Source organism: Novosphingobium mangrovi (assembly GCF_022818885.1).
Classification (GTDB): Bacteria; Pseudomonadota; Alphaproteobacteria; order Sphingomonadales; family Sphingomonadaceae; genus Novosphingobium; species Novosphingobium mangrovi.
In genome coordinates, this window is the sequence record NZ_JALHAT010000026.1 from 1 (window position 1) to 17567 (window position 17567).

Consider the following 17567-nt stretch of genomic DNA (forward strand, 5'->3'; position numbering starts at 1 on the left):
AGGCGCAGGCGCGGCCCCGCGCGAGGGCCCCGGGCGCTGGGTGGGGCCCGAACCGTCGCTCTGCTGGTTGCCGAGCAGGCGCTGCAGTTCGTTGGGCGCGCTGTAGCCATCGGTCGGCAGGACGATCTGCGAGGGATCGACCGGCTTTACCAGATACGGCGTGATCACGATGACCAGTTCGGTCTCGCCCCGGTTGTAGCCGGTCGAGCGGAACAGCGAGCCCAGGATCGGGATATCGCCTGCACCGGGCATCTTGGTGATCGTGTTCGAGGTGTTGTTGCTGAGCAGGCCTGCGATCATGAAGCTCTGGCCCGAGCCCAGTTCGACCGTGGTCTCAGTGCGCCGCGTGGTCAGCGAGGGAACCTCGAAGCCGTTGAGCGTCACTGAACCCTGGCTCGAAAGGTCCGAGACCTCGGGGCGCACGCGCAGCGAGATGCGTCCGTTGGCGAGCACGGTGGGCGTGTAGCTGAGGCTGACGCCGTAGTTCTTGTACTCGATCGAGGTGGCGCCCAGGCCTTGGCTGATCGGGATCGGGAATTCGCCGCCTGCAAGGAACTCGGCGGTCTCGCCCGAAAGCGCGGTCAGGTTGGGCTGCGCAAGGCTGGTGACGAGACCCACGGTCTCACCTGCGTCGAGCGCGCCCAGGATGTCGAGCCCGAACAGGCGTCCGGCCATGCCCAGCGTCGTGCCGGTGCCCAGCTCGTTTACCGAGGTGCCCGGGACTTCGATGATATCACCCGAATTGGGATCGATGGCCGGAACCGTGGGGATGTTGCCGACCCCGAGGGTGCGGCCGGGCGCGAAGACGCCGCTGTTGTCGATCGGAGCGTTCTGGCCGATGCCGAACTTGAAGCCGCCGGTCGAATCCATCGTCGTCAGGCGCGTGCCGATGGTCTTGACCAGCGAGCGGCTGACTTCGGCGATGCGCACCTGCAGGTTGACCTGCAAGGGCGTTGCCGTGCGCAGGCGGCTGATGACGTTGGCGGTGTCGCCGACGTAGGCCTGGACCAGGCGCTCGGCCTCGGCGGCGTCCTCGGGCGACTTGATCGTGCCGGTGAGGAGGAAGGTGTTGGTGCCCATCGAGGAGACCGTGATCTTCGCCTCGGGCATGGCCAGGCGCAGCATCGAATCGACGCTGTCGAAGTTCGAGCCGACGCGCACGTTGGCCGACCAGATCACCTGGCCTGCACGGTTGCTGGCGTAGACCGTGGTCGTGCCGCCGCCCTTGCCAAAGACGTAGAGCTGGTTGGTCGACTTGACCTGGACGTCGGCGATCGCCTCGTTGGCGACGAAGACGTCGGCCATCGTGCCCGGCACGGTGACGAGCTGGCCGTTGCCGATCGAGAGGGCGATGTCCTGGGCCGGCGTCGAGATCGACTGGGCCGCGGCCGGGGCGGCCGGCGCGAACGCGCCGAGGGCGGCCAGCGGGGCCACCAGGCAGGTGGCGCGGAGCAGGGAGGGGAAGAGGCGGCGCTTCATGGCTGGGCCCTTTGCGGTTGCCGGGTGGCCGGCGTCGGCGGGACGCGCGGACTTGCGGAATGTGCGTGCGGTCATGGTGCTTACTTCCCGGCCGGTTCGGCGGTGGTGACCTTGCCGCGGGTGACGCGCACCACAGGGCCGGAATAGCCCTGCGGCGCGGCCGCACGCGAACCGCCCGCCATCTGCGGCGCGGAGGTCATCGGACCCGAGCCAGAGCCCGAAGGTGCCGGACGGCTCGAACGTTGGAAGCGCGAGACGTCGCCGCCGGTGACGTAGGTGGTGTTGCCCTCGATCGGGCGGGTCATGGCCTGGCGCATGAGGGATTCCTCCTGCTCCTTGGTAGCGCCCTCGGGCACGTCGACTTCGCCGCTGGCAAGGATGCGTTCGAATTCGCCCTGGTTGTCCGCGATCGAGCGCAGCGAGAGGCTGAGCGCGCCGATTTCCTCGGCCACCGAGATCTTCTCGGCGATGCGCGGGGTGACCTCGAGCGTGACCGTGCGGAAGGCGCGGACCACGGTCTTGCCGTCCTCGACCTCGTTGTTGGTGGTCTGGTCGGTGGCGAGCACGCGCAGGTTGCGCAGGATCGTCTCGGTGGTGTTGAGCGGCTCGCCTTCCCCCTTGACCTGCTGGGTGAGCATCATGTCGACCCGGTCGCCCGGGAAGATGAAGCCGCCCACGCCCGTCTTGGCCGAGACCGAGATGGTGACCGCGCGCATGCCCGGGCCGAGCGCTGCAGCAAGGAAGCCGCGGTCGCCGGGCGCGACGAGCGCGCCCTGGGTGACCGGCTGCCCGGCGGTGACCGGGTAGCGCACGACGGTGCCCAGGAGCTTGGACATGTCCGCCTCGCCGTCGAGGAAGTAGACGTCCTTCACGAGCTCTTCGGGCCAGTCCTGGAAGGACATCGAATCGGCGGTGAGGATGGTCCCCACCGGAAGTGCCCGCTGGGCAACAAGGACCTTGGGCCCTGCGGGCTTGACCGCCACGGCCTCTGCCTGGGGAGCCGAGGCTCCGGCAAACATCGAGCGCGCTGCAAATGCGGTGCCGGCTGCGACGAAAAGCGCAACGACCAGCAGCAGCAGCTTCTTTCTATCCATGGCTGTTCAAGCCCCCTGAAAATCCGATCTTGGTGAGTTACCTTGTCGGGACAATTGGTTAAAATCGGGTCAATCGAGATTAGTTTACGGTGGATGACGCCGCCGCACTCGTCAGGGCCTGCTGGGCGAGCACCCAGACTCCCGCAAGCGCGATGGCGACCCCGTAGGGCACGCGCATCCGCGATTTCTGGCGCCGCACGAGGTGCACGAAGCCGAGCGCGAATCCGGCCAGAACGAGGAGGGCGATGAGCGCCACGATCCATCCGGCGGGAAGGGTGGCGCGAATCGATTGCAGAGCGGCGGTTGAAAGAAGCGGGCGTCCGGTGGCCAGCGCGGTCAGAACCGCCAGCGCGCCGCCCACCCACAGCGCCGAGGCGCCCAGCGCCAGCGCGCTGCGCACGGATTCGCCGGGCCGCCGGTCGAGGTTCCAGGCCGCCATCGCGACCGAGCCCGCGCCGCCCAGCAAGGCCATCAGCACGACCAGTTGCAGGAAGGGGGCGGGCGCGAACCAGAGCGCGAGCGCGGTTAAAAGTTTGACATCGCCGCCGCCCATCTGGCGCACGACGAACAGGGCGCAGGTCACCACGAAGGTGACGAGCGCGAGCGCCAGCTGAAAGCCCACGTCCCACCAGCCCAGGCCCGTCGCCAGCCACCACAGCGGGGCGGCCAGCGCGATGGCCAGGTTAAGTGTGTTATCTATCTCGCGGCGTTTGATGTCGGTGACCGCGGCGACCAGCAGGGCAGTTGCCAAGGCCGCCATCAAAGCGTACGAAAATAAGCCGCCTGGCATCGAAGTCCCCCTTGTGGAGGGCCTCGTCTAGCGGTCATCACTTACCAAAACGTAATTACCTGCCCGAGGTCCCCCATTAGCCACTCGATTGACGCGACGGACGCAGCCGCACGGGTTCGGCGCGCAGTCCCGGCCGATGCCCGCGAATCGCGCTGGACGGCCGCGGATGGCTGGGAAATCCGCGTTCTCCAGATCCCGGCGCGGGGCACGTCCTGGCGGCGGCGCGGCGCGATCCTGTTCATGCCCGGACGGGGCGACTGCTACGAGAAGTGGCTCGAATCGCTCAACGATTGGGCCGATTCGGGCTGGTCGGTAACCTCGGCGGACTGGCGCGGGCAGGGCCTCAGCGGACGCCTCGGCAGCGATGCGACGACCGGCCATATCGATGACTTTGCGACCTGGCTGGCTGACTACGCGGGGATCTGGACGGAGTTCGTCGCGTCGCAGCCCGGTCCCCATGTCGCCATCGGCCACTCGATGGGGGGCAATCTGGTGCTGCGCGCGGTCGCGGAAAAGCGCATTGCGCCCGCCGCCGTGGTCCTTTCCGCGCCGATGCTGGGGCTCCATCCTACCTGGGCGCCCAATGCCCTGCTGGCTCCCGTCGCGCAGGCGATCTGCAAGCTACGCGGCGAGACCGCGCGGGCCTGGAGCGGGAGCGAGCGCCCCGAACTGGTCAAGCGCGCGCGCCAGCACCTCCTCACCCACGACGCCGCGCGCTACGCCGACGAGCAGTGGTGGTACCAGGAACGCCCCGGCCTCGTCATGGGCCCGGCGAGCTGGGGCTGGATTCGCGCGGCCATCGCCTCGATCCGCGCGTTGGAGCGGCGCGGCGTGCTCGAAAAGGTGCGCGTGCCCGTGCAGATCCTCGCCACGCGCCGCGACGGCCTGGTCTCCTGGCCCGCCATTCGCAGCGCAGCCGGGCGCCTGCCTGCCGGTGAACTCGTCGCCTATGATGAGGGCTGCGCCCACGAGATCCTGCGCGAGGCCGATCCGGTGCGCGCACATGCACTTGCCGAAATCGAGGCTTTCCTGGACCGGGTCGCACCGGCTAGGGGCTGAGCCCTATGTCCCAGAGTTTCGATATTGCCGTCATCGGCGCGGGGATGGCCGGCGCCTCGCTGGCCGCCGCGCTTGCCGCCCGGGGGGGCGCCAAGGTCTGCCTCGTCGAGGGCGAGGATGCGCCCGGCTACCATGCCACCGGCCGCTCGGCTGCATTCTGGGTCGAGAGCTATGGCGGGCCGGGCGTACAGCCGCTGACCGCCGCATCGGGCCCGGCGCTCCATGACCTGGGCGTGCTGACCCCGCGCCATGGCCTCACCATCGGCCGCGCCGATCAGGCGGAGGAGGTCGCGGCCTTCGCGCAGACCTTCCGCGCCATGAATGTCGAGGTCGAGGAGCTTGGCCGTGACGAGATCGCGCGCCGCATTCCGGGCCTCAGGTCCGCGTGGACGCACGGCGCGCTCGAGCCCACGACCTGCGACATCGACGTCGCGCGCCTCCACCAGCATTATCTGGCCGCCGCGCGCCAGGCGGGCACGCCGATCCGCTGCCGGGCGGGCCTTCGTGGCGCGCGCCGGGAGCAGGGCCTCTGGGTTCTGGATCTGGCCGACGGCAGCGCGCTGGAGGCGGGCATTCTCGTCAACGCGGCGGGCGCCTGGGCGGACAGTGTGGCGCAGATGGCCGGGGCGCGAACGCTCGGCATTACCCCGCTTCGCCGCACCATTGCCCAGCTCGTGCTGGATGCGCCGGTGCCCGAGGACCTGCCGCTGGTCCTCGACATTGCCGGCGGCTTCTACTTCAAGCCCGAGAACGGGCGCCTGTGGCTGAGCCCGCATGACGAGACGCCGAGCGCCCCGTGCGATGCCGCGCCCGAAGAGCTCGACATCGCGCTTGCCATCGACCGCTTCGAGAAGGTGGTGGACTGGCGTATCGCGCGCGTCGAGCACCGCTGGGCGGGCCTGCGCTCCTTCGCGCCCGACCGGCTGCCGGTTTACGGCTTCGATGCGGAGGTGGAGGGCTTCTTCTGGTGCGCAGGTCAGGGCGGCTTTGGCATCCAGACCGCCCCTGCAGGCGCGGATCTCGCCGCGCGTCTGCTGCTGGGCGAGGCTGCGGGCGCGGTCGATCCGGCGCCCTACAGCCCTTTGCGTTTTACCTGAGAGGTCAGGCCGCGGCGGCGGGCGTCGTGGCCTTGGCCTTTTCGGCCGACGCGCTGTGCAGGCGCTTGGCGATGAAGTGCCAGGACAGCAGCGCGGGTTCGAGCATGGCCATGCCGACGGCAATGCCCAGCAGGCGCTCCATCGCGACCCCGGCCTCGATCTGGCTGTAGCTGTCGGGGACGAGCGCGGTGAGGAGCGCAATCGAGAATTGCAGGCCCACGTACTGCGTCGCCTTGCCGCCCGTTTCGAGGTGACGGCCCAGGAACAGGCCAAAGCACGTGCCCGCGATGATCACCGCGACATTGCCATGCGCAAGGACCAGGAGGCCGATGGCGAGGAGGCCCGCCGCGACGCAGCCGATGGCGCGGTGCAGCAGGCGGCGGCTGACGGGGACGAGCCCGCTCTGGCCAAGCCCGGCGACCGGCACGATCATCACCGCCATGATGGTGATCGCGGCCTGGGTCAGTTCGGGCACCTTCACGAAGTGGTAGAGGAGAGGCAGCGCGGCGAGCGCGATGCCGGTTTGCGCGGCGTGGCGCGCGGCGGTCGCGTTCCAGCGCATGCGTTCCGGGCGCGCCTTGCGGTTGGCGAGCCAGTCCTTGCCCGAGATGAGCGCGGCGCCCAGGCTCACCACGACGCAGGCCAGCGTGCCCGCGCCCACTTCGATGACGCGGGTGAAGGCCAGCTCGAAGGTGGCAAGGTCGGGGTTGGCGAGCTTGTCGAGAAGGACGATCTCGAAGGTCAGGCCGAACAGGAACCAGGCGTAGGCGCGGCGGCCCGTCAGCATGCCGTAAAGGCCCATACCGCCCACGAGGCCTGCGCTCAGCACCGCGACGACGAGCGAGTGCAGGGCCAGCGGCGCCAGCATCAGCGCGAGCGCGCCGCCCGCCAGCGTGCCGACCATGCGCATCGCGCCGCGCAGCAGCGTTTCCAGGGTGTCGCTCTTCAGGAGTACCAGTGCGGAGACTGCCGCCCAGTTGACCATGCGCGCATCGGCAAGCTGGGCCAGCACGATGGCCAGCATGACCGAGAGCACGCAGGCGATCTCGTCGGCCATGCGGGGGCCCGGACGGGTCAGTTCGCGCAGTTCGTTCTGCACATGCGATGTGATCAGCTTCACCATGCCCCTGATTATGGGCCGATCGGGGCGGCCTTAGAAGGTGGGTGCAGTTGCATATAGCGCACGAGTGACTTGCAATTTCGCAAATGCAGCGAAAACCTTCGCACTTGCGGCATATCGGAGGCGGAGTGCGGGCCTCACGTCTTGGGTAGGGACCAAAGAAATTTCGTTACGCGCGGGCAACAGGGCCCGAAGGTGGGGCCGGAAACGCAAGACCCCCGCGAATCCGGGGATCGCGAGGGCCGACTCTGTGTTTTGTTGCGTTTTTCGCAATCAAATTTCAGCGCGCGCAATCGCCTGCCGTGGCGCCGCGCGCGGGCGCCTGTCCCGGAGCGCTCAGGCCACCGACTTGGCCGCGTCGCTGGCGAGCTGGTCGACGCGTTCGTTTTCCGCATGGCCGTTGTGCCCGCGCACCCACTGCCAGGTGATCTTGTGCGGCTTGGTCGCGGCCAGCATCTCACGCCACAGGTCGTCGTTGGCGACCGGCTTCTTGGCGGCGTTGACCCAGCCCTTCTTCTGCCAGCCATGAACCCACTTGGTGATCCCGTCGATGACGTACTTGCTGTCGGTGCACAGGACGATCTCGCAGGGCTGGTTGAGCACTTCGAGCGCCTTGATGACCGCGGTCATCTCCATGCGGTTGTTGGTCGTCTCGGCTTCCGAGCCCGACATCTCCTTCTCGTGCTCGCCCATGCGCAGGAGCGCGCCCCAGCCTCCGGGGCCCGGATTGCCCTTGCAGGCGCCGTCGGTGAAGATCTCGATTTGCTTCATCGCCTCAGGCCTCCTTCGCGAAGAGGTCGCGGTTTTCCGCGCTGGCGTAGAAGTCGAGCCGCCGCGCGAAGGCGAGCGGGTCCTTGGGGGTGACGAGCGCGTCCTCGGGCGTGTTCATCCAGTCGTAGGCGCGCGTGGACAGGAAGCGCATCGAGGCGGCGCGGGCGAGCAGCGGGAGCGCCGCGCGCTCCTCGTTCGAGAGCGGGCGTACGCTTTCGTAGCCTTCCAGAAGCGCGCGCGAGATCTCGGGGTCGAAGCGCGTGCCGTCGTCGCTGAAGCACCAGGCCGCGTGGGTCACCGCGACGTCGTAGGCCAGGATGTCGGTGCAGGCGAAGTAGAAGTCGATGAGGCCGGTGACTTCTTCGCCCAGCATCAGCACGTTGTCCGGGAAGAGGTCGGCGTGGACCACGCCCTCGGGCAGGCCGAGCGGCCAGCCCAGGGTCAGGCTGGTCAGCTCGCGCTTGACGATGCGGGCCAGCTCGGGGTGGATGAGGTTGAGGCCTTCCTCGCCGCAGTCGGTCAGAAGCTGGTTCCACCGGGCAAGGCCCATGGTGTTGGTGCGCCGGGCCGGGAAGCTGGCGGCGGCGAGGTGGACCTTGGCGAGCGCGGCGCCCACCGAACGGGCCTGGCCTGCGGTGGGCTCGGTGACCGAGACGCCGGGCAGGAACTCGATCAGGGCAAGCGCCTTGCCTTCGTGGAAGCGGTGGCTGGCGCCCTCGCGGTCATGGATCGTGCGCGGCACCGGGCAGTCGTTGGCGGCGAGGTGGTCGAGGAGGTCGAGGAAGAACGGCAGGTCCTCGACGTCGGTGCGCTCCTCGTACATCGTGAGGATGAAGCGGCGCGGTTCTTCCTCGCCGCGCTGGGCCTCCAGCAGCCAGTTGCTGTTCGAGACGCCCTCGGCGATGCCCTTGGCGGAAAGCAGGGTGCCCACGTCGAAGGCGTCGACGATCGCGGCCATGTCTTCCGCGCCGATTCGTGTGTAAACGGCCATGTCTTTGTCTTTATGCTCGTTGGCTTTGCTGGGCTTGGCTGGGCGCGCGGCTCAGGCGGTCAGCTGCTTGGGCAGCTTGAAGCTGATCGTTTCGGTGGCGGTGACGAATTCCTGCTGGCTGACTTCGCGCAGTTCCTTGAGGCGCGCGATGACTTCGTTGACCAGCGATTCGGGCGCCGAGGCCCCGGCGGTCAGGCCCACCGTATCGACCCCCTCCAGCCAGGCCGGGTCGATGTCGCTGGCGCGCTGGATGAGCTGCGCGCAGGCACCCGACCGCTGGGCGACTTCGGCCAGGCGCAGCGAGTTCGAACTGTTGGGCGCGCCGATCACGAACATCAGCTGGCAGTCGGGCGCGACGCGCTTGACCGCGGCCTGCCGGTTCGAGGTCGCATAGCAGATGTCCTCGGCCTTGGGCGCGGCCACCCTGGGGTAGCGCGCCTGGATCGCGGCGATGATCGCGGCCGTATCGTCCACCGAGAGGGTGGTCTGCGAGAGGTAGGCCAGCTCCGCGTCGGCCGGAAACTCCAGTGCGGCGACGTCCTCGACCGTCTCGACGAGCGTCATGCCGCCCTCGGGGACCTGGCCGAAGGTGCCGATCACCTCGGGGTGGCCGGCGTGGCCGATGAACAGGATGTGGCGCCCGTCCGCGATCTGGCGCTCGGCCTGGCGGTGGACCTTGGAAACCAGCGGGCAGGTCGCATCGAGCCAGTCGAGGCCGCGCTCGGTGGCCGCGGCCGGCACCGATTTGGGCACGCCGTGCGCCGAAAAGATCACCGGAACCCCGTCGGGCACCTCGTCGAGTTCCTCCACGAAGATCGCGCCCTTGGCCTTCAGGCCATCGACCACGAAGCGGTTGTGGACGATCTCGTGGCGCACGTAGACGGGCGGGCCGTATTTCTCGATCGCCCGCTCGACGATCTCGATGGCACGGTCGACACCGGCGCAGAAGCCGCGCGGGGCGGCAATGAAGAGACGGAGCGGGGCCTTGGTCGACGCAGCGTCGCTAGAGGCGGGCGCGGACTCGGCCGGGGATGGAAAGGGCGCGTTCATACTGCGCCCTCTAGCGCTTTGCCGCTTGCATCGCTAGGGCAAGCGCACGCCACTCAAGGGATGTCATGATGAATGCACGCCGCCTGACCGCCACAGTCCTGTTCTCCGCCGCGGCCGCGACGGCCCTCAGCGCCTGCAAGTCGGAAGGTGAGATCGTTCTGAACTCGGGCGTCGGGATCACCGCTGTGCGCAGCGCCTGCCCGGCCGTCGGGATCCCCGATTACACCGGCGACATCACGCTTTTCGGGCCTGGAGGCGCCAAGACCGCCGACAACATCGACGTCACCGCGACAATGACGCAGGTGCGCGCGCAGTGCGGCGAAGGCACCGACAAGGTGACCAGCCAGGTCAACTTCCTCGTGCGCGCCCAGCGCAGCGACACGAACGGCGCACGTAGCGTGACGCTCCCCTACTTCGTGAGCGTGCTGCAGGGCGGCAACTCGGTGGTGAGCAAGCGAATCGGTCAGGTGACGCTCCAGTTCGCCGACGGCGAAGCGCGCGCCGAGGCCACCGCGAACGGCTCGGCCTTCATCGACCGCGGCGCGGCCACGCTGCCCCCCGAAGTGCGTGACCGCATCACCGCCAAGCGCCGCCCGGGCGACCAGGACGCCGCGCTCGATCCGCTCGCCGATCCGACCGTGCGCGCCGCCGTGACCCGCGCGACCTTCGAGGTGCTCGTCGGCTTCCAGCTCAACGATGAGCAGATCGCGTACAACGCGACGCGCTGAGCGCAGTCGGTTCTTGAAAAAGGGCGCGGCGGACTTTGGTCTGCGGCGCCCTTTTTCGTGGAAGAAGAAGGTAATGATTCAAGGGGTTATTACCCCTTGACCCCGGCACCGTCCTGGACAGCTTGTGCCTTGGCTGGAGTGCGCGAAGCGTGAGGTTGGGGCCAGAAAATAGAGGGGCAAAGCCCCTCAATCCGCATTCCCCTATCCCCCTCGAGCCACGACACCCGGCACACCTGCGCTCGACAGTTCGGGGAGCCCGAGGGCGATGGCCCTCGGAAATTCCCTGTTCTTCAATCCTCTTTCCCACGCACCGCCGCAATGCGCGACCGCGCGGCCTGGGCGATGGTCTTGCGGCTGGTGCGTTCCTCGCGCGTCAGGGCGGGGAGGACGTGGATGGTCACCGGGATCGGGCGCGCGCGCGCGAGGATGCGCAGCGCGTTGCCAAGGCCCGGTTCGTCTCCCACCCAGGCGACCTTTTCGGGCTGCGGACCGTAGTCGAGCCAGACCGGGTGGATCGCGACGTGGGCCAGGTCGCTTTCGAGCGGGGAGAGCAGCGAGGACTTGAACGGGAGCAGGCCGCGCCCGTCGCTCGTCGTGCCTTCGGGGAAGAGGGTGAGGCTGCCGGTCTCGGCAAGGGCGGTGCGCACCTGCTGGGCCTGCTGCGCGACCGAGCGGCGGTCGTGGCGGGCGATGAAGACGGTGTCGTTCATCTCGCACAGGCGCCGTAAGGGGGCGAAGACGGAGAGGCCGTCGTGGGCCACGAAGGCGCAGCCCGTCGTGCCGGCAAGGGCGGGAATATCCAGCCATGACATATGGTTGGAGAGGAAGATCGCGGTCTCGCCCCGACCCGGCAAGGTCCCCTTCACGCGCAGGCGCAGCCCCGCGATGGCGCCCAGCGTGCGCAGGAAGAGGGGCGGTGCGGGATTGTGGCGCGTGAACAGCGCGAAGACGTAATAGGCGGCCACCGCGACGATCAGGCTGACAAGAAGCGCCCCGATACGCAGGGCGATCAGCGGCCAGCCCAGCACGGGCGGACGGGGCCAGCGAGCGCCCGGCTCGGTGTCGTGTGAGGGCGAGGTCACGGGCTCAGCGGCCCGGGCCGCGCGGCTGGCCGGGTGGGCCGGCGCGCGCGGGAAAAGGGAGCAAAGGCTGGGGTATCAGCCCTCGTCACGGTCGAGCTTGACGCCGAACAGTTCCATGCGGTGATCGACGAGGCGGAAGCCCAGCTTCTCGGCAATCTGCTTCTGGAGGGCTTCGAGTTCGGGGTCGACGAATTCGACCACGGCGCCGGTTTCAACGTCGATCATGTGGTCGTGATGGGCTTCGGGGGCAGCCTCGTAGCGGGCGCGTCCATCACCAAAGTCGTGGCGGTCGAGAATGCCCGCTTCCTCGAACAGGCGCACGGTGCGGTAGACCGTGGCGATCGAGATGCCCGGATCGATCGCGGTGGCGCGTTCGTGCAGCTTCTCGACGTCGGGGTGGTCGGTGCTTTCGGACAGTACCTTGGCGATCACGCGCCGCTGTTCGGTAATCCGCAGGCCACGCTCGGCGCAAAGGGCTTCAATGTCGATGGGCTGGCTCACGTCTGACCTGTCTTATTCAAAAGGAAACACCGGCCACAGGGGGCCGGTGTCGTCCCGATACCAAAAGAATCGGGAAAGGGGAAAGGGGTATGGCGAACGTTTGCACTGTTCTCGCCCGGTAAGGTCGGGCCGGGCGAGGTGGGGGGGAGCAAGGTCCAGACGTACCCTCTTTTCCGTTGCTGGCGCCTATCAGGCAGCTACCGCCTTGGGCTTGCGGCCACGGCGGGCGTTGGGCTTGCGGCCCAGGCCGATCTTCTTCGCGAGTTCGCGACGCTTTTCGGCGTAGTTGGGGGCGACCATCGGGTAGTCGGCGGGCAGGTTCCAGCGCGCGCGATACTCTTCCGGGGTCATGTTGTAGTGCGTCATGAGGTGGCGCTTGAGCATCTTCAGCTTCTTGCCGTCTTCAAGGCAGACGATGTAGTCGGGCTTGATCGAGGCGCGAACCGAAACGGCGGGCTCGGGCTTTTCTTCTTCCACGGCAGCGGTGCCGCCAAGACCGGCAAGTGCGCCGTAAACATTGTTGATCAGCGAGGGGAGATCATCGACCGTTACGCTGTTGTTGCTGACGTGGGCGGCAACAATGTCGGAAGTGAGGGTGATGAGCGTTTCGCTCATGTCGGGCTGAACAGTTTCCATTATATTTTCCTCTATAGCGACCTTGAGGCATTCATTCGTTGGCCGACACATCTGTGACTTGCCGAGAGATGCAATGGATCAAACGAGCCAATGTTTCAAGTAGTATCGTAAGTTGTTTTGGTCTTCCTGCTGCCAAAATGGATGGAAACCTTGAATCCGGCCAATTTAAAATCAGAGGTCGCGCGCGAATGTAATCGCGTTGACGCGCTCTCCCGACAGTAGGCGGTAGTAGTCGGGCCGTTCGCCGATCTGGTAGAAGCCGAATGCGCTGTAAAGAGATTCGGCAGGGTTTCCCTTTCGCATTTCCAGCAACAGCCGTTGCGCACCACGATGTTTAGCGGAATCGCTAAGTAATTCGAGGAGGATCTTGCCGAGGCCTTTTTTGCGTTCCTGCGGAATTACGGCCAGGAGGAGAAGTTCTTCTTCAGCGAAGCCATGGCGTGAGAGCGTGAACCCAGCCGCAGGGGTCTCTGCACTAGGGGCATTCCCGTGGGCGTCGACAAGGCTGTAGTACGTATGTCCAAAAAGTAACGCGTCTTCGACTTGGCGCCGGGTCCAGGCTTCCCCGTATAAAGGGTCGAAGGCCGCGGTCATGACTTCCATCAACTTGTCGAGGTCTTCGGTCATGGGATCCTGCTGCCGGGGACTACTTGTGTTCAAGAGTGCGCAGACTAGCCGGGCATCTTGCCGCCGGGCAAGCGTGCATCGGGCGCACGGCCGTAAAGTGGGCTGATGTCGGGCGTGAGGTGGGCGGTGGGAAGGGCCGCGAAGGCGCGCGCATCGGGGAGCAGGGGCTGCGCCGTGCCGTGGCCGCGCGCTGTGACGAGGGCTTCGGCCTCGTTGCCGGTAATGCGCTGGGCGGTGAGGGCCTGGGCGGCCGCATCGGGTTTGAGCGAGGCGAGCGGCGCCGTGCTGGCGCCCGCGGCATCGAAGCTCTCGACGAACCATTCGCCGTGTCCGCCGGTCATGGCGACGTCCACCGGGCCTTCACCGAAGGCCTCGCGCGCCATGGCCGCGACCAGGGCGAGGGTGGGATAGCCCACGATCTCGGCCCCCCAGGCCAGCGCCAAGGCGCGCGCGGCGGCAAGCCCCACGCGCACGCCTGTAAAGCTGCCCGGGCCCAGCGCAACCGCGATGCGGTCGGCCTTCCCGCGTTCGGGCAGGGCCGCGATCATCGGCACCAGCGCCTCGGCGTGGCCGCGCCCAAGGACGCGGAACGTCCCCCCGATCAGATTACTGCCCTCCAGCAGCGCGACCGAACAGGCCGCCGTGGCGCTGTCGATGACGAGGGTGCGCGCCGGGTTGGCGGCAGGCGACGGGGAGGGCGAGGGCGACACGCGGGCGGGCTGACTTTGTTGTTGTCGGGGAAAGGTGGGAAGGGGCGGCCGATCAGGCCGCGCGCACCTCGCTCACTTCGGGCACGTAGTGCTTGAGCAGGCTTTCGATGCCGTGCTTGAGCGTCGCGCTCGAGGACGGGCAGCCCGAGCAGGCGCCCTGCATCGAGAGGTAGACCACGCCTTCGCGGAAACCCCGGTAGACGATGTCGCCGCCATCGTTGGCGACGGCCGGGCGCACGCGGGTCTCGATCAGGTCCTTGATCTGGTCGATGATGTCGGCATCGGCCGGATCATCGCCCAGGTCCGCATCCTCGCTCTCGGGCGGGACGGCGATGCCGTTGCCGCTCTGGCGGAACAGGGGCGCCTCGGAGACGAAGTGGTCGAGCAGGATCGAGACCACCTGCGGCTTGAGGCCGGGCCACTCGACGCCCGGCGCCGCGGTGACCGAAATGAAGCCGTGGCCGAAGAAGACGCCGGTGACATCGCCGAGGTCAAACAGCGCTTCGGCGAGCGGCGAGGCGGCCGCGTCCTCGGGCGAGGTAAACTCGCGCGTGCCTTCGGCCATGACTTCCCGACCAGGCAGGAACTTGAGCGTGGCGGGGTTGGGAGTCGTTTCGGTTTCAATAAACATGATGCCCGCGATTTAGGCTTTTGGGGCTTTTAATCAAGTCATGCGGCGGCTGCGGGACGTTTTGTCCGGGGCTGACTGCGGCGCAGATTGCGGCCGATCTCAACCAAGTTGCGGGTTATAAAGGTTAAAGGTGATATTTGTGCATGAGCGAAGCAGGTGGGCGCGGCGCTCTATTCACTGGCCCTTAATCCGCCCGCATCCTATAGCCTTGGCAATGACCACTATTTCGCGCGCCGTCAGCTCGCTCGCCTGTCTTGCCTTCCTGCTCCAGGCCCCTGTCTCGTCCGCATCCGCGCAGGAGGCTCCCGCGGCTCCCGCTCCCGCCGAGGGCGCGGTCCCCGAAGCCCCGCCCGCGCCGGTCCTGCAGACGAACGAGGAGGACCCCTGGCTCTACCGCGGCAGCAACATCCCGCACGACAAGGCCTGGCACTTCGGCGAGATGGACAATGGCCTGCGCTATGCGGTGCGCAAGAACGGTGTGCCGCCGGGCCAGGTCTCGATCCGGGTGCGCGTGGATGCCGGTTCGCTCTATGAGACCGACGCCGAGCGCGGCTATGCGCATCTCCTGGAACACATGCTGTTCCGCCAGTCGAAGTACATCCCTTCAGGCCAGGCGATTGCCGCCTTCCAGCGGCTGGGCGCGACCTTCGGGACCGACACCAACGCGGTGACCTCCGCGACGCAGACCGTGTTCAAGCTCGACCTGCCCAACGCGACGCCCACCTCGCTCGACGAGACCTTCAAACTGATGTCGGGCATGGTCACCGCGCCCACGCTTTCGGCCGACAATCTGAAGCAGGATCGCCCGATCGTGCTCGCCGAGATGCGCGAGCGCGGCGGCGCGGCGCTGCGCGTCCAGAACGCGATGCAGGAGACGCTCTATCAGGGCCAGCCGCTCGCCGAACGCCAGCCCATCGGTACGCTGGAATCGCTCAACGCGGCCACCCAGGAGAGCGTGCGCGCGTTCTACAAGCGCTGGTACCGGCCCGACAACGTCACCGTGATCGTCGCGGGCGATGCCGACCCGGCCATGCTGGAAAGCTATGTGCGCAAGTGGTTCGACGACTGGCAGGCCAAGGGCGCGAAGGCCAAGGCTCCCAGCTTTGGCGAACCCGCCGCGCCCAAGGGTTTTGCCGGCAACAACCGCGAACTCGCGCCCGTGGGCGAGACCCGCGTGCTGGTCGAGCCCGATTTGCCGCCCTCGCTGCTTGTCGCAACGCTGCGGCCCTGGAACCAGGTCGTCGACAATATCCCCTACAACCAGGGGCTGATGACCGACGCGATTGCCCAGGCGATCATCAACCGGCGCCTCGAAACCCGCGCGCGCGCCGGGGGCAGCTTCCTCTCGGCCTCGGTCAACACCGACAAGATCTCGCGCAGCGCGGACGTCACCTTCATGTCGGTCACGCCGCTGGGCGATGACTGGAAGGAGGCGCTGGAGGACGTGCGCGGCGTGATTGCCGATGCCATGACCCGCGCGCCCACGCAGGAGGAGATCGACCGCGAGGTGGCCGAGCTCGACGTCGCCTTCCAGGTCCCGGTCGAGCAGGAGCGCATCCTGCCCGGCTCCCAGCTGGCCGATGATCTCGTCAACGCGCTCGACATCCGCGAGACGGTCGCCTCGCCCAAGGACGTGCTGCGCATCTTCCGCGAATCGCGCCATCTTTTCACGCCGCAAGCGGTGCTCGACCACACCCGCGGCCTGTTCGCGGGGACCGTGACGCGCGCGCTCTTCACCACGCAGGAAGAGGGCAAGGTCACTGCCAGCGCCCTTCGCGAAGCGCTCATCGCGCCGGTCGAGCCCGACGCCACCGCGCGCCGGGTCACCAACGCCGAGCCGGTCTCCTTCGACACGCTGCCCGCCATCGGCACACCGGCGGCCCCCATCGCCGACCAGCCCACCGGCCTTCTCGACATCGAGGAACTGACCTTTGCCAATGGCGTCAAGGCGCTGCTCTGGCCGGTCGCCGAGGAGCCGGGCCGCGTGGTTGCCAAGGTGCGCTTCGGGGGTGGCACGCGCTCGATCGCGCCCGAGGACGCGCCCTACCTGACGCTGGGCGAATACGCGCTGGTGGGATCGGGCCTGGCGACGCTGGGGCTCGATGATCTCGACGTGATCTCGACGGGCCGCAAGATGGGCTTCGAGTTCACCGTCGATGACGCGGCCTTCCAGCTCAAGGCCGAGACCCGCCCGCAGGACCTGGAGGACCAGCTCTACCTCTTCGCGGCCAAGCTCGACCTGCCGCGCTGGGACGAGAACCCGCTGCGCCGCGCCAAGGCCGCGGCCAAGATCCAGTACGATACTTTCGCCACCTCGCCGCAGGGTATCCTCAGCCGCGACCTGGCCTATTACCAGCACGGCAAGGACGCGCGCTTTGCCACGCCCACGCCCGCCGAGATCGACAAGGCAACGCCCGAGGGCTTCCAGCGGGTGTGGTCCAAGGCGCTCGCCGAAGGGCCGGTCGAAGTGCAGATCTACGGGGACTTCGACAAGGCGGCCGCGATTGGCGCGCTGGAGAAGACCTTTGGCGCGCTGAAGCCGCGCGAGGACGCGCGCAGCACTGCGACCACGCCCGATATCGCGGCAGCCCAGCCCAGCACCACGCCGGTGGTCCTGCACCACCATGGCGATCCCGACCAGGCCGCCGCCGTGCTGTCCTGGCCGACCGGCGGGGGCACGCTGGAAATCCGCGAATCGCGCCAGCTCGAAATCCTCACCCAGCTCTTCACCAACCGCCTGATCGATGCGGTGCGCGAGAAGCTGGGCGTGGCCTATTCGCCCTATGTCTATTCGACCTGGCCGGTCGATCTCCAGGCGGGCGGGGCGATCACGGCGGTGGCGCAGGTCGATCCCAAGTCGGTCGACGTCTTCTACCAGACCGCCGAGGAGATCGCGCAGGACCTCATCGCCAACCCGCCGACGGCCGACGAGCTGGCCCGCGTCACCGAACCGCTGCGCCAGCAGGTGACGCGCGCGGCGTCCAGCACCTCGTTCTTCATGAACCAGCTGGAGGGCGCGAGCCGCGATCCTGCGCGCTTCGGCTCGGTGCGCTCGGTGCTGATCGACTTTACCCGGACCACCCCGGCCGAGATGCAGGCGCTCGCCGCCAAGTATCTGGGCGAAGGCAATTCCTGGCGGCTCGAGGTCATCCCCGAGGAGGGGAGCGGCGGCAAGGTCGCGGCGAAGTAACCGCGCAGCGG

17 protein-coding genes are annotated in these 17567 nt (G+C 67.8%); 4 read left to right on the forward strand and 13 right to left on the reverse strand.

Annotated features, from left to right (window positions below; all coding sequences use genetic code 11):
* The 3 genes from MTR65_RS13675 to MTR65_RS13685 all read right to left on the reverse strand — a co-directional run.
* Window positions 1–1479: type II and III secretion system protein family protein (locus MTR65_RS13675; RefSeq protein WP_243801264.1), on the reverse strand; the 1479-nt coding region annotated here is incomplete at its 3' end.
* 80 nt (window positions 1480–1559) lie between these two features.
* Complete coding sequence (cpaB, locus tag MTR65_RS13680) at window positions 1560–2573, reverse strand: Flp pilus assembly protein CpaB (protein WP_243801122.1); 1014 nt, start codon at window positions 2571–2573, stop codon at window positions 1560–1562.
* A gap of 79 nt (window positions 2574–2652) precedes the next feature.
* Window positions 2653–3333, reverse strand: coding sequence for an A24 family peptidase (locus tag MTR65_RS13685; protein ID WP_243801124.1), 681 nt, complete (start codon window positions 3331–3333; stop codon window positions 2653–2655).
* Window positions 3334–3450: 117 nt separating this feature from the next.
* On the opposite strand from MTR65_RS13685, the gene MTR65_RS13690 reads away from it, so the two are divergent.
* The gene (locus MTR65_RS13690; protein WP_327194341.1) at window positions 3451–4422 is read left to right on the forward strand and encodes an alpha/beta hydrolase; all 972 of its coding nucleotides are present in this window, start codon (window positions 3451–3453) and stop codon (window positions 4420–4422) included.
* A 5-nt stretch (window positions 4423–4427) separates the two neighbouring features.
* Window positions 4428–5519, forward strand: a complete 1092-nt coding sequence (locus tag MTR65_RS13695; protein WP_243801127.1) for an NAD(P)/FAD-dependent oxidoreductase — start codon at window positions 4428–4430, stop codon at window positions 5517–5519.
* A 4-nt stretch (window positions 5520–5523) separates the two neighbouring features.
* On the opposite strand, the gene MTR65_RS13700 is transcribed toward MTR65_RS13695, so the two are convergent.
* From MTR65_RS13700 to ispH, 4 genes are all read right to left on the reverse strand, one after another.
* A complete protein-coding gene (locus tag MTR65_RS13700) occupies window positions 5524–6642 on the reverse strand; it encodes an FUSC family protein (protein ID WP_226638414.1) in 1119 nt (372 codons plus the stop codon).
* 333 nt (window positions 6643–6975) lie between these two features.
* Complete coding sequence (gene rnhA, locus MTR65_RS13705) at window positions 6976–7410, reverse strand: ribonuclease HI (protein ID WP_243801132.1); 435 nt, start codon at window positions 7408–7410, stop codon at window positions 6976–6978.
* Window positions 7411–7414: 4 nt separating this feature from the next.
* Entirely contained in the window at window positions 7415–8401 is a 987-nt protein-coding gene (gene thrB, locus MTR65_RS13710) for a homoserine kinase (RefSeq protein WP_243801134.1), read from the reverse strand.
* 51 nt (window positions 8402–8452) lie between these two features.
* The gene (gene ispH / locus MTR65_RS13715; RefSeq protein ID WP_243801137.1) at window positions 8453–9451 is read right to left on the reverse strand and encodes a 4-hydroxy-3-methylbut-2-enyl diphosphate reductase; all 999 of its coding nucleotides are present in this window, start codon (window positions 9449–9451) and stop codon (window positions 8453–8455) included.
* A gap of 68 nt (window positions 9452–9519) precedes the next feature.
* Here ispH and MTR65_RS13720 point away from each other — a divergent pair, with 68 nt between their 5' ends.
* Window positions 9520–10179 carry a hypothetical protein gene (locus tag MTR65_RS13720; RefSeq protein ID WP_243801268.1) on the forward strand — a complete coding sequence of 220 codons (660 nt, stop codon included), beginning with the start codon at window positions 9520–9522 and terminating at the stop codon, window positions 10177–10179.
* A gap of 290 nt (window positions 10180–10469) precedes the next feature.
* Here MTR65_RS13720 and MTR65_RS13725 read toward each other — a convergent pair whose 3' ends face one another.
* The 6 genes from MTR65_RS13725 to MTR65_RS13750 all read right to left on the reverse strand — a co-directional run bounded on the left by MTR65_RS13725 (window position 10470) and on the right by MTR65_RS13750 (window position 14366).
* Complete coding sequence (locus MTR65_RS13725; protein WP_243801139.1) at window positions 10470–11261, reverse strand: lysophospholipid acyltransferase family protein; 792 nt, start codon at window positions 11259–11261, stop codon at window positions 10470–10472.
* A 75-nt stretch (window positions 11262–11336) separates the two neighbouring features.
* Window positions 11337–11762: a Fur family transcriptional regulator gene (locus MTR65_RS13730; RefSeq protein ID WP_148625438.1), complete on the reverse strand. Its 426-nt coding sequence runs from the start codon at window positions 11760–11762 to the stop codon at window positions 11337–11339.
* A gap of 189 nt (window positions 11763–11951) precedes the next feature.
* The gene (locus MTR65_RS13735) at window positions 11952–12398 is read right to left on the reverse strand and encodes a Ros/MucR family transcriptional regulator (RefSeq protein WP_226638409.1); all 447 of its coding nucleotides are present in this window, start codon (window positions 12396–12398) and stop codon (window positions 11952–11954) included.
* A 171-nt stretch (window positions 12399–12569) separates the two neighbouring features.
* On the reverse strand, window positions 12570–13025 hold the full coding sequence (locus MTR65_RS13740; RefSeq protein ID WP_243801141.1) for a GNAT family N-acetyltransferase: 456 nt from the start codon (window positions 13023–13025) through the stop codon (window positions 12570–12572).
* A gap of 44 nt (window positions 13026–13069) precedes the next feature.
* Window positions 13070–13735 carry a tRNA (adenosine(37)-N6)-threonylcarbamoyltransferase complex dimerization subunit type 1 TsaB gene (tsaB, locus tag MTR65_RS13745; protein ID WP_243801146.1) on the reverse strand — a complete coding sequence of 222 codons (666 nt, stop codon included), beginning with the start codon at window positions 13733–13735 and terminating at the stop codon, window positions 13070–13072.
* Window positions 13736–13787: 52 nt separating this feature from the next.
* The gene (locus tag MTR65_RS13750; RefSeq protein WP_243801148.1) at window positions 13788–14366 is read right to left on the reverse strand and encodes a NifU family protein; all 579 of its coding nucleotides are present in this window, start codon (window positions 14364–14366) and stop codon (window positions 13788–13790) included.
* 214 nt (window positions 14367–14580) lie between these two features.
* Between MTR65_RS13750 and MTR65_RS13755 the strand changes: the two genes are divergently transcribed.
* Window positions 14581–17556 carry a M16 family metallopeptidase gene (locus MTR65_RS13755; RefSeq protein ID WP_243801150.1) on the forward strand — a complete coding sequence of 992 codons (2976 nt, stop codon included), beginning with the start codon at window positions 14581–14583 and terminating at the stop codon, window positions 17554–17556.
* Window positions 17557–17567: the final 11 nt, after the last annotated feature.